Origin of the sequence: Halalkalicoccus sp. CG83 (genome assembly GCF_037081715.1) — an archaeon.
Classification (GTDB): Archaea; Halobacteriota; Halobacteria; order Halobacteriales; family Halalkalicoccaceae; genus Halalkalicoccus; species Halalkalicoccus ordinarius.
On record NZ_JAZDDH010000002.1, the window covers coordinates 444,987 to 462,183 of the forward strand.

General features: G+C 67.7%; 18 protein-coding genes and 1 pseudogene. 6 read left to right on the plus strand and 13 right to left on the minus strand.

Translation table 11 applies throughout. The annotated features are described in order from the left end of the window. Nucleotides 1–14: 14 nt before the first annotated feature. The 3 genes and pseudogenes from V0Z78_RS15900 (at nucleotide 15) to V0Z78_RS15910 (ending at nucleotide 1,986) form a co-directional block, all read left to right on the plus strand. Nucleotides 15–170, plus strand: a complete 156-nt coding sequence (locus V0Z78_RS15900; protein WP_336345652.1) for a hypothetical protein — start codon at nucleotides 15–17, stop codon at nucleotides 168–170. Then, a pseudogene (gene corA, locus V0Z78_RS15905) lies at nucleotides 167–1,122 on the plus strand (magnesium/cobalt transporter CorA). Before V0Z78_RS15900 ends, corA begins: the two are co-directional and overlap by 4 nt. A gap of 117 nt (nucleotides 1,123–1,239) precedes the next feature. Further along, nucleotides 1,240–1,986, plus strand: a complete 747-nt coding sequence (locus V0Z78_RS15910) for a PHP domain-containing protein (protein WP_336345653.1) — start codon at nucleotides 1,240–1,242, stop codon at nucleotides 1,984–1,986. Nucleotides 1,987–2,014: 28 nt separating this feature from the next. Here the strand turns inward: V0Z78_RS15910 and V0Z78_RS15915 are convergent, their stop codons facing one another. From V0Z78_RS15915 to V0Z78_RS15925, 3 genes are all read right to left on the minus strand, one after another. Then, on the minus strand, nucleotides 2,015–2,716 hold the full coding sequence (locus V0Z78_RS15915) for a carbonic anhydrase (protein ID WP_336345654.1): 702 nt from the start codon (nucleotides 2,714–2,716) through the stop codon (nucleotides 2,015–2,017). A 95-nt stretch (nucleotides 2,717–2,811) separates the two neighbouring features. Further along, complete coding sequence (locus V0Z78_RS15920) at nucleotides 2,812–3,492, minus strand: type I 3-dehydroquinate dehydratase (protein WP_336345655.1); 681 nt, start codon at nucleotides 3,490–3,492, stop codon at nucleotides 2,812–2,814. 73 nt (nucleotides 3,493–3,565) lie between these two features. Beyond that, a complete protein-coding gene (locus V0Z78_RS15925; RefSeq protein WP_336345656.1) occupies nucleotides 3,566–4,534 on the minus strand; it encodes a transcription initiation factor IIB in 969 nt (322 codons plus the stop codon). Between the two features lie 404 nt (nucleotides 4,535–4,938). On the opposite strand from V0Z78_RS15925, the gene V0Z78_RS15930 reads away from it, so the two are divergent. Beyond that, nucleotides 4,939–5,172 carry a DUF7123 family protein gene (locus V0Z78_RS15930; RefSeq protein WP_336345657.1) on the plus strand — a complete coding sequence of 78 codons (234 nt, stop codon included), beginning with the start codon at nucleotides 4,939–4,941 and terminating at the stop codon, nucleotides 5,170–5,172. A 14-nt stretch (nucleotides 5,173–5,186) separates the two neighbouring features. On the opposite strand, the gene V0Z78_RS15935 is transcribed toward V0Z78_RS15930, so the two are convergent. From V0Z78_RS15935 to pyk, 5 genes are all read right to left on the minus strand, one after another. Next, nucleotides 5,187–5,795: a winged helix-turn-helix transcriptional regulator gene (locus V0Z78_RS15935; protein WP_336345658.1), complete on the minus strand. Its 609-nt coding sequence runs from the start codon at nucleotides 5,793–5,795 to the stop codon at nucleotides 5,187–5,189. 42 nt (nucleotides 5,796–5,837) lie between these two features. Continuing rightward, nucleotides 5,838–7,007 (minus strand): SPFH domain-containing protein, encoded by a 1,170-nt coding sequence (locus V0Z78_RS15940; protein ID WP_336345659.1) that lies wholly within the window; start codon nucleotides 7,005–7,007, stop codon nucleotides 5,838–5,840. A gap of 75 nt (nucleotides 7,008–7,082) precedes the next feature. Next, nucleotides 7,083–7,664 carry an NfeD family protein gene (locus V0Z78_RS15945; protein ID WP_336345660.1) on the minus strand — a complete coding sequence of 194 codons (582 nt, stop codon included), beginning with the start codon at nucleotides 7,662–7,664 and terminating at the stop codon, nucleotides 7,083–7,085. 38 nt (nucleotides 7,665–7,702) lie between these two features. Next, nucleotides 7,703–7,936, minus strand: a complete 234-nt coding sequence (locus tag V0Z78_RS15950) for a DUF7312 domain-containing protein (protein WP_336345661.1) — start codon at nucleotides 7,934–7,936, stop codon at nucleotides 7,703–7,705. A gap of 2 nt (nucleotides 7,937–7,938) precedes the next feature. Then, nucleotides 7,939–9,723, minus strand: coding sequence for a pyruvate kinase (gene pyk, locus V0Z78_RS15955; protein ID WP_336345662.1), 1,785 nt, complete (start codon nucleotides 9,721–9,723; stop codon nucleotides 7,939–7,941). Nucleotides 9,724–9,860: 137 nt separating this feature from the next. Between pyk and V0Z78_RS15960 the strand changes: the two genes are divergently transcribed. After that, nucleotides 9,861–10,079, plus strand: coding sequence for a hypothetical protein (locus V0Z78_RS15960; RefSeq protein ID WP_336345663.1), 219 nt, complete (start codon nucleotides 9,861–9,863; stop codon nucleotides 10,077–10,079). A 159-nt stretch (nucleotides 10,080–10,238) separates the two neighbouring features. Here V0Z78_RS15960 and metG read toward each other — a convergent pair whose 3' ends face one another. From metG to mfnA, 4 genes are all read right to left on the minus strand, one after another. Beyond that, complete coding sequence (gene metG, locus V0Z78_RS15965; RefSeq protein WP_336345664.1) at nucleotides 10,239–12,386, minus strand: methionine--tRNA ligase; 2,148 nt, start codon at nucleotides 12,384–12,386, stop codon at nucleotides 10,239–10,241. Nucleotides 12,387–12,437: 51 nt separating this feature from the next. Continuing rightward, on the minus strand, nucleotides 12,438–12,776 hold the full coding sequence (locus tag V0Z78_RS15970; RefSeq protein WP_336345665.1) for a hypothetical protein: 339 nt from the start codon (nucleotides 12,774–12,776) through the stop codon (nucleotides 12,438–12,440). Nucleotides 12,777–12,840: 64 nt separating this feature from the next. After that, nucleotides 12,841–13,227, minus strand: coding sequence for a universal stress protein (locus V0Z78_RS15975; protein ID WP_336345666.1), 387 nt, complete (start codon nucleotides 13,225–13,227; stop codon nucleotides 12,841–12,843). 25 nt (nucleotides 13,228–13,252) lie between these two features. Next, the gene (gene mfnA / locus V0Z78_RS15980) at nucleotides 13,253–14,323 is read right to left on the minus strand and encodes a tyrosine decarboxylase MfnA (protein WP_336345667.1); all 1,071 of its coding nucleotides are present in this window, start codon (nucleotides 14,321–14,323) and stop codon (nucleotides 13,253–13,255) included. A 156-nt stretch (nucleotides 14,324–14,479) separates the two neighbouring features. Between mfnA and V0Z78_RS15985 the strand changes: the two genes are divergently transcribed. Beyond that, nucleotides 14,480–14,746: a hypothetical protein gene (locus tag V0Z78_RS15985; RefSeq protein WP_336345668.1), complete on the plus strand. Its 267-nt coding sequence runs from the start codon at nucleotides 14,480–14,482 to the stop codon at nucleotides 14,744–14,746. A gap of 19 nt (nucleotides 14,747–14,765) precedes the next feature. Here V0Z78_RS15985 and ppsA read toward each other — a convergent pair whose 3' ends face one another. After that, nucleotides 14,766–17,117: a phosphoenolpyruvate synthase gene (gene ppsA, locus V0Z78_RS15990; protein ID WP_336345669.1), complete on the minus strand. Its 2,352-nt coding sequence runs from the start codon at nucleotides 17,115–17,117 to the stop codon at nucleotides 14,766–14,768. Nucleotides 17,118–17,197: the final 80 nt, after the last annotated feature.

Consider the following 17,197-nt stretch of genomic DNA (forward strand, 5'->3'; position numbering starts at 1 on the left):
GCCGACGCTCCGACATGAATCGCACGTTCGGTTTCGGAGCGGGGCTGACCGTGAGCGGACTCGTCGGCTACGCGATCGGCGTCACGATCGCCTACCCCGGTCGGGCGCTCTCGGTCACGGCCGTCCTGATCGGGATCGCGATCGCCGCGGCCGGGCTCGACGGCCCATGATCGAGGCGATCGTCGGAACCGACCGCGAGGCGTCGGAGACGTCGCTCGCCGACGCGGTCGAGGCGGCCGATCCGGTCTGGGTTCGGGTGACCGACGCCTCGAACGAGGAGCTCGACCGCGTCGCGGGGGCGTTCGGGATCCATCCGCTCACGGTCGAGGACCTCTCCGGCGTGGTGCGGACCAAGACCGAGGAGTACGCCGACTACACGTTCGTCCTGCTCAAGACCGCCAAACTCGCACGCGGCGAGACCACCTTCGACGAGGAGCTGCTCGTCGAGCCGGTCGGGATCTGCGTCGGCGACGACTGGCTGGTGACGATCTCCTACGGCTCGACGCCCGCCGGCCGCCGGGCGTGGCGAGCGGTGAGCGACGACCGCCGGCTCCTGGTTCGCGGGCCGGACTTCGTCGCCTCCAAGATCGTCGACGGCCTCGCCGAGGAGTACTTCTCGATCCTCGAGCAACTCGAGTCGGCGATCGAGGAGGTCGAGGACGGCGTTCTCGAGGCGAGCGGACCCGCCACGCTCGAACGGATCAACAGCCTCCGTCGCGAACTGCTCCAGTTCCGAAAGCTCGTCTGGCCGGTCCGCGAGGCCGTCGGCTCGCTCGCGGCGACCCCGATCACATCCGTCCCGAGACCGAGAAGTACTTTCGCGACGTCTACGATCGGCTGGTCCACCTCATCGAGCTCGTCGAGACCTATCGCGAGCTGGTGAACGGCGCCCGGGACATCTACCTCAGCACCGTCTCACAGTCGACCAACGAGGTCATGAAGCGGCTTACCGTCGTCGCGACGATCGTCCTCCCAATCACCTTCGTCGCCGGCGTCTACGGCATGAACTTCGAGGCGATGCCCGAACTCTCCTGGACGTGGGGCTACCCCGCCGTGGTGCTCGGCATGGCCGGTATGACGGCGGTGCTCGTGCTCCACTTTCGGCGACGGAACTACCTCTGAGACACGGCGGGACGGACGTCGGCTGACGCTCGGCGAGCAGAAGCAGTTAAATGGATACCCTGCAACTATCAGCAATAACGCAGTATCGGGCGCTCCCCCGCATCGAGGCACCAGTACATGACGAACGAGATCACGATCGCCGTCGATCCGCACGTTCACTCGGACGGATCGTACGACGGGCACGAGCCGGTCGAGCTCATCCTCGAACACGCCGCCGACATCGGGCTCGACGGCGTGGTCATCACCGACCACGACGAGATCGAGGAGTCGCTCTACGCGGCGGAGATCGCCCCCGAGTACGGGCTGATCGGCATTCCAGGCGTCGAGGTGTCGACCGCCCACGGTCACCTGCTCGCGCTCGGCGTCGAGGAGCAGCCCTCGCCGGGCCAGCCCTTCGCCGACACCGTCGAGGAGGTCCGGGAGTTGGGCGGCGTCGCGGCAGTCCCCCACCCCTTCCAGCGCAGCCGCCACGGCGTCAGAAAGCGTCGCATCGACGACTGTGACGCCGTCGAGGTGTACAACTCGATGCTCTTCACCGGCTATCGGAATCGCCGGGCGCGGGCGTTCGCCGAGCGAAACGGCTATCCCAAGCTCGGGGCCAGCGACGCTCACTACCTTCCGAACGTCGGGCGGGCCTACACCGAGATCACGCTCGAGACCGATCACGGCCTGACGCGGGCCGACGTCACCCGCGAGACGATCATCGAGGCGCTAGCGGAGGGCTCGACCGCGATCCAGGGCAAGCGCACCCCGATCCACAAGAGCACGAGACAGTACGCGAAGGGCGCGGTCAAGAAGGCGTCCTATCTCTTCACCTCGCGGATGCCGGTCGTGCCGACGATTCCGGCCTCGATGGATCGATAGCCACGCCGAACCCGACGATCGCGTCGGTCTACCCGTCTTCGAGCAGGCTCTCGACGTGCTCCGCGTACTCCGCCGGCACCGCCGAGCGCAGCCGCTCGGGATCGGTCTCGCCGTCGGTGCTCACGAGGTACGTCCGTCCCGGCGCCGAGCCGTAGACGCCCTGGAAGTCGTAGACGAAGCCGTAGATCCGCTCGTCCTCGGGCACCTCGTCGGATTCCTCGAGGAACTCGACCTGTCGGCGGACGTTGTACTCGACGAGCCGGTTGATCACCTCCGAATCGGACGCGTCGGTGTCGACGACGCCGTGTTCGATCGCCTCCCCGACCACGGGAACGAGCAGTTCGACCCGCCTCCGGATGCCCGCCGGCTCGTCGCCGCCGTCCGACCGGACGGCGTCGTAGGCGGCCGTCACGGCCCCACAGCCGGTGTGGCCGACGACGGCCGTCGTTCGCGTCTCCGTGTGACGGATCGGGTAGAGCACCGACCCGTCGACGACGAGCTCGCCGTCGTGGCGATCCCAGACCTGATTGCCGATGTTGCTCGGCGTGAACAGCCAGCCGGGCTCGTCGACGCTCCACATTCCCTCCTGGGGAACCCGGGAGTCAGAGCAGCAGATCGAGACCACCTCGGGCCGCTGGCCGTCGCGGACGGCGTCGAAGTGCCCCCCGGGTAGCGAATCCACGTGTTCTCGGTTCCGTTCGAGCAACGTCTCGAGCGAGGCTCCTGGCATACGTTCGCCTTCACGGATGATGCCAAAAGAGTTATCGGCGTGATCTCCTCGCACGGCGTTCGGTCGGGACGTCCGCTCTCCCCACGGGAGACCCGCTATCGCAGCCGATCGATCAGCTCCCGAAGCGTCGCGAGGTCGTACTGGCCCGGCGCGGTCGCGTTCGCCGGATCGACCGGCGCGTAACCGATCCGCGAGCCGTAGATCGGCGCGATCGCCCGCGAGTGGCGTCCCGCCTCGCCCATCGCCATCGTCGCCACCCGCCGGTCCTCGCTCGCCAGTTCGTGGGTGACCGAGAGCAGCGTGAGGGCGTCGCCCGGGTCCGCGGCGGTGACGGCGAGCTTGCCGACGTCGCCGTGCTCGGTGGCGCGGACGAGCGTCTCACGCAGTTTCTCGCCGGCGGGCGTTCCCTCGAAGTCGTGGGTGGAGACGACGACCGTGGTTCCCTCCTCGCGTGCCCGTCGGACGGCCCGCTCGCCGTCGGCTCCCTCCTCGTCGAGCGCGGCGAGCTCGACGTCGATCGCGCCGACGCACTCGAACTCCGCCGCGCGACCCAGGTCGTCGAGCCGGTTCTCCTCGCGTGCCTCGCCGCCCTCCCAGTCGGCGCGGTTGGTGGCGATCAGCGGCAGTTCGCCGTCGTAGGAGGCGAGCGCCGTGAGCGGATCGTTCGCGAGGTCCATCCGGAACTCGACGGCGTCGGCGTGCTCGCGGGCGCGTGGCTCCTCGTCCAGGTCGGCGGTGGCGGCGGCGAGAACGAACGAGTCGAAATCGAGGTCCATGTCCGGTGCTCGACTGGCCGGCGGTTAAGCGTTCACGTCGATTACGACGGCGGCCAACCGCGAGAAAAAGCCGCTACGCGACGCCGATGTTCTCCTCCGCCTCGAGGAGCTCGTGGTAGCGGTTCCTGATGGTGACCTCGCTGATGTCGGCGACCTCGCTGACGGCGGCCTGGGTGGTCTTCTCGTTGGTGAGCAGCGCGGCGGCGTACACCGCGGCGGCCGCCAGTCCGACCGGCGACTTCCCCGAGTGGACGCCCTTCTCCTTGGCGTTGCGGAGCAGTTGGCGTGCGCGGTGTTCGGCCTCGTCCGAGAGCTCGAGTCCGGAGGCGAAACGGGGGACGTAGCTCTCGGGGTCGGCGGGCTGGACCTCGAGGCCGAGCTCCCGAACGACGTATCGGTAGGTTCGGGCGACCTCGCTCTTCTCGACCCGGGAGACCTCGCTGATCTCGTCGAGGCTCCGGGGAACGCCGGCCTGGCGGGCGGCGGCGTAGACGCTCGCGGTGGCGACGCCCTCGATGCTTCGTCCGGGAAGCAGGTCCTCGTTCAGCGCCCGGCGGTAGATCACGCTGGCGGTCTCGCGGACGTTGTCCGGCAGGCCCAGCGCCGAGGCCATGCGGTCGATCTCGCCGAGCGCCTGTTTCAGGTTGCGTTCCTTCGAGTCGCGGGTGCGAAAGCGCTCGTTCCACTTTCGAAGCCGCTGCATCTTCTGGCGCTGGCGGCTCCCCAGCGAGTTGCCGTAGGCGTCCTTGTTGCGCCAGTCGATGTTGGTCGAGAGCCCCTTGTCGTGCATCGTGTTCGTCGTCGGGGCGCCGACGCGGGACTTCTGGTCCTTCTCACGGGAGTCGAAGGCGCGCCACTCGGGACCGCGGTCGACCGAGTCCTCGGCGACGACGAGTCCACAGTCCGTACAGACCGTCTCGCCGTGTTCGTCGTCGCTGACGAGCTGCCCGCCGCACTCGGGGCAGCTGTACTCCTCCTGTTCGGTCTCCTGCTCCTGTTCGTCTTCCGTCTCGCGCGTTCGTTCGCGGATGTTCTCGCTCATTGTGTAGGCCTCGGTGAGAGGGCGGGCGCTGGCCGGGCAGGGGTACCTGGAAAAATCCCGGAACTACTGGTTGATAACTGGTTAGTCCGAAACTTACTTAGTCGTTTCGATGACGCGCTCCGATCAGCCACGAAACCCGTCAATACCCGCGCCTCCTCCGTTCTTCACGAAAGATTTAATTACTCTCGTCGGCGCCACAGCAGAAACGCGACCGTCGCCGCACCGGGAAGCGAAACGGTCGCCACCGGACGTCGGCACCGACGACGCTCGAGGGTTAGGGAGCCGTACCAATCGGCCCCCTGTTTCGGCCGTCTCCGCGCCCTCATGTCGGAAAACCGCCGGACGTGATCGGGTTAACCGATCGTACCAAACCCGCTAAAGGAACCCGTTCCGTAGCGGGAGACATGAGTCGAGTCGCGACCGTCAGCCTGAACGAGAAACAGGAGCGCATCCTGCAGTACCTCCGCGAGCACGCCGAGTCCCGGACGTACTTCAAGTCCAGGATCATCGCGAAGGATCTCGGTCTCACGGCCAAGGAAGTCGGCACGAACATGGGCGCGCTCCAGGCGGGGGAGTTCGACGTCTCCGTCGAGAAGTGGGGCTACTCCTCCAGCACGACCTGGATGGTGAACGTTTAGGGTCGACGGCGCGCTCAGGGATCGTATCGGAGCAGGTCGTCGGCCCGGTCCGCGATCTCCACCGCCGCGGGACCGAACGAGTCGGCGTATCGAACGAGCAGGGTCAACAGCGTCTCGGGCCGTTCGACGGCGTAGCCGTCCGTTCGGGAGATCAGCCCCGCCTCCTCGAGGTCCGCGGCGGTGTTGCTCACCGTCGCCGTCGAGACGTCGAGCCGTTCGGCGATCGCGCTGCCGGTCGTTCCCGGCTCCGAGAGCAGCGCGATCAGCATTCCCCGCGGCGTCTCGCGGCGGAGATATCCCAGCGCTCGCCGTTCGAAGGCCGAGAACCGACCGACCGGGAAGTATCGGCGGTACTCCCCGTCCGGGTGGCTCTCGATCGCGCCCGCCTCGACGAGCCGTCGGAGGTGGTGTTGGGTCTCGCCGGTACCCAACGAGAGGTCGTCACGGATCTTCGAGAAGTGTGCGCCGGGGGTCGTCGAGAGGTAGCCCGCGATCGCCCCGCGGGCGTCGCTGTCACGATCGGGCGAGCCGACGAACGCCGCCAGCGGGCTCGCGGCTCCGACCGCGGCGAACCGCCGAAGCGTCGTCCGTTTCTCCCGATCGACGGGCTCGCGATCCGGCATCTACGGTCTAGTAGGGTGAACGGTCGGTAAAACAGCTTCGGCTTACTCGGTCTCCGGTTCGGTCTCGAGGTCCTCGCGGTCCGACCACTCCTCGTCGTCGGCGTCGAACTCGTCGCTCATGCCGCTGACCGCCTCGTCCGGGTCCTGGATCGCCTCGATGTCCTCGCCCTCCTTGATCGCCTGGGCCTCCTGTTCCATCTCCTCGACGTCCAGGTCGGCCTCCTCGTCGATCTGGCCGAGGATCTCGTCGATGTTGTCGAGTCCGAGCATCTCCCGGGTCTCCTGGTCGAAGTCGAGGCTGTCGAGTTCGCCCTCGGTGATCTTGGTGTCGCTGCCCGTGAGATGCTTGCCGTACCGGCCCACGAGCGACGTGAGCTCCTGGGGCATGACGAACGTCGTCGACTCGCCCTGGCCGATCGATTCGAGGGTTTCCATCCCCTTCTCGATGATCGCGCGCTCGCCCATCGATTCGGCGGACTTCGCTCTCAGTACGGTGGAGACGGCGTCACCCTGCGCCTCGAGGATCTGGCTCTGTTTCTCACCCTGTGCGCGGATGATGTTCGACTGTTTGTCCCCCTCTGCGGTCTCGACCGCCGACCGGCGTTCACCCTGTGCCTCGAGGATCATCGCGCGGCGCTTCCGTTCGGCGCTGGTCTGTTGCTCCATCGCACGCTGGACGTCCTGGCTCGGGTTGACCTCCCGCACCTCGACGCTCTCGACGCGGATGCCCCACTCGTCGGTGGGCTCGTCGAGCTCGAGTCGGATCTTGGCGTTGATCTCCTCGCGCTTGCTCAGCGTGTCGTCGAGCTCCATGTCGCCCAGCACGGCTCTGAGGGTCGTCTGGGCGAGGTTCGAGACGGCCCGCTTGTAGTCGTCGACCTCCAGAAACGCCTTCTTCGCGTCCATCACCTTGATGTAGACGACGGCGTCGGCCGTGACGGGGGAGTTGTCACGCGTGATGGCCTCCTGGTGGGGAACGTCGAGCGTCTGGGTCCGCATGTCGAAGCGATGGGTCGCCGAGACGAACGGGGGGATGAAGTGGATCCCCGGCTCGAGCAGTTTCCGGTACTCGCCGAAGACCGTCAGCGCGCGCTTCTCGGTCGCGTCGACGATCTCCACCATCTGCCAGACGGTGACGATGGCGAGAAACAGCAACAGCAACGCGACGAACGTGAGCGTGAGCGCCGCCTGCAGCGGTACGAGTGGTAACATATCCCCTCGTTAGTATGTCGTTACCAAAAGGGTTCCCCCGGTCGTCAGGTCGCCCCACTCAGACAGGTCGGGAAGCTACCGCTCGCGCTCGTGTTCGTACTCGTACTCCCGTTCTCGCTCGCCCTCGCCGTCGGTCTCGGCGCGACCCTGCCGGAGCGCGCGGTCGATCTCGTCCTCCGCTACGCCGAGCGACTCGACCGTCACGACGTTGCCGCCGCCGGGATCGATCACGATCACCTCCTGGCCCTCCTCGATGGTACTCTCCATCGACCGCGCGGTGTAGTAGGGATTGAAGCCGCCCTTCTCGAGTTTGATCTGCCCTCCGTTGGGGGTGACGCGCTCGGTGACTCGGCCCGTTCGGCCCTTGAGCGCGCTCGAGTCGCTCGTGCGTCCCGTACCCTTGCCGCCGTAGATGTCGAGTTCTCGATAGGCGAACAGAGTGACGCCCCCGACGACCATCACCGTCAGCGCGAGCGCGATGGCGAGCGCGCCCCCCGAGACGAACGGGCCCAGCGCCAGTCCAACGAGACCCGCGACGAGCAGGGCGATCCCGAGGACGATCAGGTGAGCGCCCGGCGCCATCGCCTCCGCGATCGCCAGTGCGACCCCGGCCACCAGCAGGATCAGCGGGAGCGATTCCCCGAGAATCTCTACCATACCTCCTGTTGGAACGCGGACCGATTAACGCTTCGGACTCAGATGAGTCCGAGTCCGTGGACGACCGTACCGAGCGCCAGCAGCGCGCCCAGCACTACGAACAGGGCGTTCTCCAGGCTCGGTGATCCCGGTTCGATCCGCCGGTCGACCGCCTCGGGATCGGCCGGCTTCTCCGCCTTCGTCCCCGGAGTCTCCCCGTCCTCCGAGTTCTCAGCGTCCTCGCCGACGTCCTCGATCGAGTACTTCCACTTCCCGTCCGAATCGTTGGCCATGGTTATCGTCTCTCCTCCTGCAGTGAAAAGCTCGTCTCCCGACGGGCCTTCGGATCGGCGAGTTCTCCCTCGTAGATCACGCCGCGTTCGGCGTCGACGGTCGCGAGCGTCCCCTCGGGGACCGCGCCCAGATCGGCGCCGCTCACCATCGGGATTCCGAGTTCGCGCGCGATCATCGCGGGGTAGCCGGTCATCCCCGAGCGGGCGTCGACGACCGCGCCGATCCGTGCGAGATTGCCCGTGAACTCCGCGTCGAAGCCCGGCGGGAGCACGACGATCGTGCCGTCCTCGATTCCCGAGAGATCGCCGTCCGCACAGCGGACGACCGGTCCGCTCGCCCGCCCCGAGACGACGCCCGTCCCCGTCGCGAGCGTCTCGGCGGCGATGTGGACCTTGAGCATGTTCGTCGTCCCCGCACCCTCGATCTCGGTCATCATCCCCGAGAGCACCACGACGGTGTCGCCGCTCTCCGCGGCGCCGGCGTCGAGCGCCGCCTGGACCGCGTTGTCGATCACGGCGTCGGCGCCCTCGTCGGTGAAGGGTGCGTACTGGGCCTGGACCCCCCACGAGAGGGCGAGCTGTCTGCGGACCCGTTCGGTCGGCGTCGACGCGACGACGGGAACCCCGGGGCGGTACTTCGCCATCTTCCGTGCCGTGTAGCCCGACTCGCTCGCCGCCACTACCGCGCTCGCGCCCAGATCGCGTGCGAGGTAGCGGGCGGCGCGGGCCAGCCCCTCGGTTCGCGATTCGCTCGGGGCGGGCACGCGCTGTTCGCGCAGTTCGTCGTACTCCGTCGAGTTCTCGACCTCGCGAATGATGCTACTCATCGTCTCGACCACGCGCACCGGGTGGTCGCCGATCGCGGTCTCGCCCGAGAGCATCACCGCGTCGGTGCCGTCGAGGACGGCGTTAGCCACGTCCGAGGCCTCCGCGCGGGTGGGCCGTCGGGAGTGGACCATCGAGTCGAGCATCTCCGTCGCCGTGATCACGGGCACGCCCGCGTCGCGACAGCCCCGGATGATGCGTTTCTGGATCATCGGGACGTCCTCCATCGGACACTCCACCCCCAGGTCGCCGCGCGCGACCATGATCCCGTAGGAGGCGTCGATGATCCCCTCCAGGTTCTCGACCGCGCCGGCGCGTTCGATCTTCGCGATGATCGGGATCTCCGCGTCGAACTCCTCGAGGACGGCCCCGATCTTGTAGACGTCGCTCGCGTCGCGGACGAAGCTCGCCGCGACGAAGTCGACCTCCTTTCGGGCGGCGAGTTCGAGGTCCCGTCGGTCCTTCTCGGTCACGACGTCGAGGTCGAGATCGACGCCGGGGACGTTCACTCCCTTGCGCGCGCCCAGCTCACCGCCGCTCTCGACGCGGGCCACCACGGCGTCGTCCTGGATCTCGGTGACGGTCGTCTCGATCCGGCCGTCGTCGAGCAGGATCCGGTCGCCCGGCTCGACGGCATCGATCGAGAGCGAGAGGCCGACCTCCTCGCTCGTGGCGTCGTCGCCCTCGACGAAGCGCACCTCCGTGTCGGTCTCGAGTCGGATCGGCTCCTCGATCTCGGCCGTGCGGATCTCCGGACCCTGGGTGTCGAGCATCGCGGCGAGGGGCTCCTCCGAGGCCTCGTCGACCTCGCGGATGGCGTCGATCATCTCCGCGCGGTCCTCGACGCTGCCGTGGCTCGCGTTCAGCCGGGCGACCGACATCCCCGCGTCCGCCAGCCCGCGGATCATACGCCGGTCGTCGGAGGCAGGCCCGAGCGTACAGACGATCTTCGCGTTTCTCATATGGACCGGTAGACGACAGGCGGTCAAAAACCCCAACGGTTAGCTCGGGACCGAGTGAGTTCTCGTCGCCGACGACTTCCTGACGCAGGCTCGAAGCGGCCACAAAGGACTTTCAACGCCGATACGAGACGTACCCCATGTCCACCGATCGGATCGGGGGACGGATCCCCGCTCGGTACCGGAGTGCGCTCCTCGTCGCGCTGCTCGCGGGCCTCGCCTACGCACTCCTCCTCGCCGACCTCTCCTCGTGGTTGTTGGTCGTCGCGGGTTCGTTCTCGATCGGCGCTTCGATTCTCTTCCTCTATCTCCTCTACAGGCTGGTTCTCGCGGTCGAACGGATCTCGTACGAGCTGTAGCCGCCCGCGTACGAGCCGTAGTCGTCCGTCCCGGTCCCGTGTCGACGATTTAGGCGGCGTGGATCGATGGCCTCGAGACCGATGACCCGGGTCTCGATCGACTCGAACGGCCGCGACCGACGACGACGTTTCCGCGGTGCCGTTCCGGAGACCGCGGGTTCACCTGACCTTCGTCCCCGGCTCGCTGTCGCCGAGCGTCGTCAACAGGTCTGCGTCCTCGCCGGCCGCGAGCAGCATGCCGTTCGACTCGACGCCGAACAGCTCCGCGGGCTCCAGGTTGGCGAGGATCACCACCCGCGTTCCGGGAAGCGCGTCGAGGTCGTGCAGGCGCTTGATCCCTGCGACGATCTGTCGGGTCTCGACGCCGATGTCGACCTCCAGCCGCGCGAGGTCGTCCGCGCCCTCGATCCCCTCAGCCGCGAGGACCTCGCCGACGCGGACGTCGAGCGACTGGAACTCCTCGAAGTCGATGCGCTCGTCGGTGACGGGTTCGAGTCCCTCGGTTTCCGTCCCCTCGTCCTCGCTCGCATCCCCGCCCTCGTCCTCGGCATCGGCCGTCTCGTCGCCGCTATCGCTATCGGCGCTCGCGGCCGCAACGCGCTCCTCGAGTCGTTCGTTGAGTCGCTCGACGCGCTCGTCCTCGATCTTCTCGAACAGCGCCTCGGGCTCGCCGAACTCGGCGGGCGGGTCCTCGAGACATGCAGTCAGATCGACGTCGTGGACCGACCCCTCCTCGCCGAGCTGTGCCCAGAGCCGTTCGGTCGTATCCGGAAGCACCGGCTCGAGAAGGACCGCGGCAGCCTTCGCGAGCTGGACGCAGTCGCGGATCACCTGCGCCGCCTCCTCGGGCTCCTCGTCGACGAGCTTCCAGGGCTCGTGGCGCTGGATGTACTCGTTGCCGAACCGCGAGAGCCGGACGCCGGCCTGGCTCGCCTCGCGAATCGAGTACTCGTTCAGGTCGGCGCGGAACGCCTCCATCGCGTCGTTGATCTCCGAGAGGACCTCCTCGCTGGGATCCGCCTCGGGCGTGCCCTCGAAGTTCCGGCTGGCGAACAGCAGCGAGCGGTAGACGAAGTTGCCGACGTTGCCGACGAGTTCGCCGTTGACCCGTTCCTGGAAGCGCTCCCAGGAGAAGTCGATGTCCTGCTGGAAGCCGCCGGTCGTCACCAGGTAGTACCGCAGGAGATCGGACTCGAACCCTTCATCGAGGTAGTCGTCGGCCCAGATCGCTCTATTCCGTGAGGTCGAGAACGCCTTTCCGTCGAGGTTGACGAACCCGCTCGCCATCACCGCCCGCGGCTCGTTGTAGCCCGCCCCGCGGAGCATCGCGGGCCAGAAGACCGTGTGGTGCTGGATGATGTCCCGGCCGATCACGTGGAGGATCTCGCCGCCCTCGGCGGACGGGTCGTCCATCGGTTCGCCCGGCCCGGGCGCACCCTCCTTCCAGGCGGCCTCCCAGTCGAACTCGTCGCTGCCGACCCGATCGCTGTACTGCTTCGTGCTGGCGACGTACTCGATGGGGGCGTCGACCCAGACGTAGAGCACGAGGTCCTCCTTGCCCTCGCCGGGATACTCGATCCCCCAGTCCATGTCGCGGGTGATACAGAGGTCCTGGAGCTCTCCCTCGATCCACTCGCGGGGCTGGTTGCGCGCGTTGTCGGTCCCTTCGAGCCGTCCCAGAAAGCCTTTGAGATACTCCTGGAAGTCCGCGAGACGCAGGAACTCGTGATCGCGGCTGCGGTACTCGGCGGGGTTGCCGGTGATGGTGCTGGTCGGGTTCTCGATCTCGCCGGGTTCGAGGTGGCGCTGGCAGCCCTCGTCGCACTCGTCGCCGCGGGCGCGCTCCCCGCAGTAGGGACAGGTCCCCTCGACGTACCTGTCCGGAAGGGGCTGGTCGACCTCGGGATCCCAGGCGACCTGGATCTCCTTCTCGTAGACGTGGTCGCCGTCGATCCACTCGCGGACGAACTCCCGGGTGAGCTCGGCGTTGGTCTCGTCGTGGGTGTGTCCGTAGTTGTCGAACTCGACGCCGAACTCCGGGAACGTCGCCTCGTACTTCTCGTGCCACTCGAGGGCGAACTCCTCGGGCGTGACGCCCGCCTTCTCGGCGTTCACCGCCACGGGCGTGCCGTGCATGTCCGAACCGGAGACGAACGCGGTGCGCTGGCCGAGTCGCCGCAGCGAGCGCGCGAGGGCGTCGCCCGAGACGTAGGTTCGAAGGTGGCCGATGTGCAGGTCGCCGTTCGCGTAGGGCAGCCCGCAGGTGACCACCGCCGGCTGGTCGGTCGGATAGTCGTCTCTGCTCATACCGATCGATGGCGCGCGGCGAGTGGTAAACTCGCCGGTTCTCCGCCGATGCTACACCGGCGATGGATCGTAGTCGATCTCGATCGGGCCGTCGCGGATCCGGACGTCGAGACCGTCGATCTCCCGGATGTCGACCTCGTCCCCGCAGGGTTCGAACCGCACGTCGACGTGGTCGTCGCTGAGTGCGGACTCCCGGAGCAGTTCGCTCTCGAACTCGGACTCGTTGGCCGGCGGGGCGATCACGTCGCTCGGCGTCGCGGATTCGCCGCATTGGGGACAGACGCCGATCTCGGCGACGAGCGCCCTGATTCGCGTGAGTTCGCGCTCAGCGACGGCGCCACTGAGCTCGTAGCTCAGCCGACGGACGTTGATGATCCTGTTGCCGGCCATGTCATTACGGTAAACTTACATATTAATATAGACATCGGCTGCGATCGCCGGTCCGACGCCCGCCCTACGACTCGGCGCTACAGACCAGCGTCGGACGCCTCGTTCCGACGATCACGTCCTGCGTGACGCTACCGAAGATCGCCTTGCCCGTCGGACTGCGGTCCCGTCCCGCGACGCAGATGCAGTCGGCGTCGCGTCGCTCGGCCGTGTCCAGGAGACACAGCGCGGGGTCGCCCTGCGCACCCTCGGCCCGCACGTCGACCCCCGCCTCCTCGAGCGCCGACCGGGCCTCCGCGACCGATTCGACGTCCTCGACCGATCCCTCGTCGTCCTCGAGGACGTGGACGAGGGTCGCCCGGATCTCCTCGTGTCCCGGCAGCCCGGTGATGGCGTTCGTCTGTGCGAGCGCGCGGTCGACGTTCGCGTCCACCCCGACGACGATCTCGTACATGCCTCCCCCTACGAACTCCTCCGATTTAGCTCCCGGTGACGTACCGATCGAGATCCGCGAGGAACCGTTCGAGGACGCCGCGGGTGACGTGGGGCATACAGACCACGCGCAGCTCGCCCGCGCCGGTCCGCGAGATCCGCCAGCCGGCCTCGCGCAGCGCGTCGAACGAGACCTCGGGAACGTCCGCGGCGACGATCGGCAGCTCGGGCTCGACGACGTCGAGTCCGCGAGCCGCGCACTCCTCCGCGAGCCACTCGGCGTTCGCCCGCGCGCGTTCGTACTCCTCTCGGTAGCCGTCGGGCCAGAGCGCCTCGCAGGCGGCGACGGTGCTCGCCACGCCCGCCCCGCTTCGCGTCCCCGTCAACGAGATCTGGCTCCGCGACTCCAGATAGGGGGTCTCGACCGCGAGCGCGTCGAGGGTGCGCTGCTCGCGCGCGAGAAAGCCGCCCGCGGGTACCGCGGCCCGGCCGAGCTTATGGGGGTCGATGGTCATCGTGTCGATCCGGGCGTCGGCGAAGCTCCACTCGCGGTCGGCGAAGGGGAGGTAGAACCCGCCCCAGGCGGCGTCGACGTGCATGCGCACGTCCCGTTCCTCGGCCAGCGCGGCGATCTCGGGGATGGGGTCGACCCGGCCGTACTCGGTGGTGCCCGCGACCGCGACGACCAGCGCCGTCTCCGCGTCGATCGCCGCCTCGAGCGCCGCGAGGTCGGCCCGGCCGTCGACCGTCGGCACGAGCCGAAGCTCCACGCCCAGGAGTTCCGCCGCCTTCCGGAAGCTGAAGTGGGCGCTCTCGGGAGCGACGACGTTGACGTCGCCCGCTGTGAGGTTGCGCGCGGCCCGGACCGCCTGGATGTTCGCCTCGGTACCGCCACTGGCGACGTAGCCGTGGGGCTCCGCCAGGGAGGCGATCTCGCCCAGGAGCTCGATCGCTCGCTCCTCGAGTTCGGCGACGCCCGCGTACGTGGCCGGATCGCCCGGGTTCGTCGCGAGGAAGCGCTCGGCCGCCTCGCGTGCGTCGGGGTGTGGCGGCGTACACATCGACGAGAGCACGCGATCGAACGACTGTGGCTTCGGCGCCGACTCGGCCCGCTGCATACCCGTACGACCCACCGAGGCGTTTAGCCGCTTTCGTTCCCGGTCCCGTCTCGCCGAAACCGCCTGAAAAGACCCGATACGCGGCCGGGAAACTGAGCGGGCCTTGCGTCTCCCGGCACCGAGACTAAACGGTATGCGACCATCGTTTGATTCGCAATGGCACTGTCAAACGACGACGAGCACGGAGAAGAGCTAGAGGAAGCCAAAGAGAGCGCCGAGGCGGCGTTCGATCCGATGGCCGAGCCGGTAGTGTTCGCGGCGATCGCGTCCATCGCGTTCTCCTGGTACCTCTACTACATCAAGGGAGACAAGACCCACGGCCTCTTCGTCGGCCTGTGGGCGCCGACGCTGTTCGGTGCCGCGAACTACTTCAAGAACCTCCGGGTCGCCGAGAAGCTCGACGCTGGCCTCTCCTTCCAGTAGACCCGCGACCGATCCGCCTTCAGCGGATCGAATCGAGAAGCAACTTTTGTTCTATGCGCTTTGCCTCGTGCTGAACGTCACGAACCGCGTCGATGTTCGCGCTGATCGAGCTCACGCCGGCGTTGACGAGGAACTGCACCATCTTGGGCTTCGAGCCCGCCTGCCCGCAGATGCTCGTCTTCACGCCGTGTTCCCGGCAGGTCTCGATGGTGCTGCCGATCAACTCTAGAACGGCGGGGTGGAGCTCGTCGAACCGGTCCGCGACGTGTTCGTTGTTGCGGTCGACCGCGAGCGTGTACTGGGTGAGGTCGTTGGTACCGAACGAGGCGAAGTCGATGCCCGCCTCAGCCATTCCCTCGATGCCCAGCGCGCTCGCGGGCGTCTCGATCATCACGCCCCAGGAACGCTTCTCCGAGTCGATGCCTGCCTCCTCCATTAGCCGGCGGGCGGCGCGGACGTCGTTCGCGTCGTTGACCAGGGGGAACATGATCTCGACGTTGTCGTAGCCCATCTCGTAGAGCCGCTTGAACGCTCGGAGCTCGTGTTCGAACACGTCGGGTCGATCGAGGCTCCGCCGGATGCCCCGATAGCCGAGCATCGGGTTGTGCTCGTGGGGCTCGTCCTCGCCACCCTCGAGCTGACGGAACTCGTCGGTCGGCGCGTCGAGGGTTCGAACGCGGACGGGCCGCGGGTAGAACTCGTCGGCCACCGCCCGGATCCCCTGGACGATCTCGTCGACGTAGGCCTTCTCGCCGTTGTCGGCGATGTATTTCCCCGGCGTCTTGCCGAGCGAGAGGACCATGTGCTCGAGCCGGAGCAGGCCGACCCCGTCGGCCCCCGTCGCGGCGGCGCGCTCCGCGGCTTCCGCTATGGAGACGTTCACCTTCACCTCGGTGGCGGTCATCGGCTTCACGGGCGTCTCGGGGCGGACCTCCTCGACCGCCTCCCGTTTCACCCGCTCTTCGTCCTCGTCGCTCGCGACCGCGCCCGCCTCGACGCTGCCGCGCTCGCCGTCGATGGTGATGCGCTGGCCGTCCTCGATGACCGTGGTGGCGTTGCCGGTGCCGACCACGGCGGGAACGCCGAGCTCGCGCGAGACGATCGCCGCGTGGGAGGTCATCCCGCCCTCGTCGGTGACGATCCCGACGGCGCGTTTCATCGCCGGCACCATGTCCGGCGTCGTCATCTCCGTGACGATGATGTCGCCCTCCTCGACCTTGTCGAGCTGGTCGAGCTTGGTGACGATCCGGGCCGTCCCGCTCACCGTTCCCGGGCTCGATCCGAGTCCGTGGACGAGCTCCTCGCCCTCGGCCGGCTCGTCGTGTCCGCGTTCCTCGCGCTCCGCGAACTCGCCGCTCTGTCCCTGAGCCTGGCCGTTGCCGTCTGCGATCCCCTCCCGACCGCTCGAGTCGGCCTCCTCGATCTCGCCTCCGGCGATCGTCGTGATCGGTCGCGACTGGAGCATGAAGACGTCCCCGTCGGCGATCGCCCATTCGACGTCCTGCGGGGTCTCGTAGTGGCTTTCGACGCGCTCGCCGAGTTCGATCAGCTCCGCGAGCTCGTCGTCATCGAGCACGCGCTCGGTCCGTTTTCCCTCGGGAACCTCGCGTTCGACCGTCTCGCCGCTCTCCTCGTCGCGGACGCACATCAGCTTCTTCGTGGCGATCGTCTCCTCCTCCACGCGGCCGGTCTCGCGATCGAGGACGTAGTTATCGGGCGAGACCGAGCCCGAGACGACCGCCTCGCCGAGTCCCCACGCGGCCTCGACGATGATCCGGGGGTCGCCCGTCGAGGGGTGGCTGGTGAACATCACGCCGCTCTTCTCCGCGTCGACCATCCGCTGGACGACGACCGCGATGTTCACCTCCTCGGCGTCGAACCCCTGCCGTTTGCGGTAGTAGATCGCTCGCTGGGTGAACAACGACGCCCAACACTCCTTGACCCGATCGAGCAGTCCCTCGCGGTCGACGTTGAGGAAGGTCTCCTGCTGGCCGGCGAAGGAGGCGTCGGGCAGGTCCTCGGCGGTCGCCGAGGAGCGCACGGCGACGAACGGTTCGTCCTCGAAGGCGTCGTACGCACTGAGGACCTCCTCGCGCAGCTCCTCGGGAAACGACGTCCCGAGGATGAGCTCCTTCGCACGCTCCGCGGCGCCGGCGAGGGCCTTGGAGTCCTCGACGTCGACGTCGACGGCGGCGTCGAGTTCCCCGTCGATCCCGGCGTTCTCGACGAACTCGCGGTAGGTCCCCGCGGTGACGATGAACGCCGACGGAACCGGAAGCCCCGCACCCGTCAGCTCCCCCAGCGAGGCGCCCTTCCCGCCGACGGTCTCGAGGTCGTCCGAACCGATGTCCTCCAGCCAGGTTACTGCCATTTACGTTCGGGAGCACACCGAGGCCGGTAAAGAAGGTTGCGACCGTGTCGAACTTTCGTGTAACAAACCACTCGAATCCG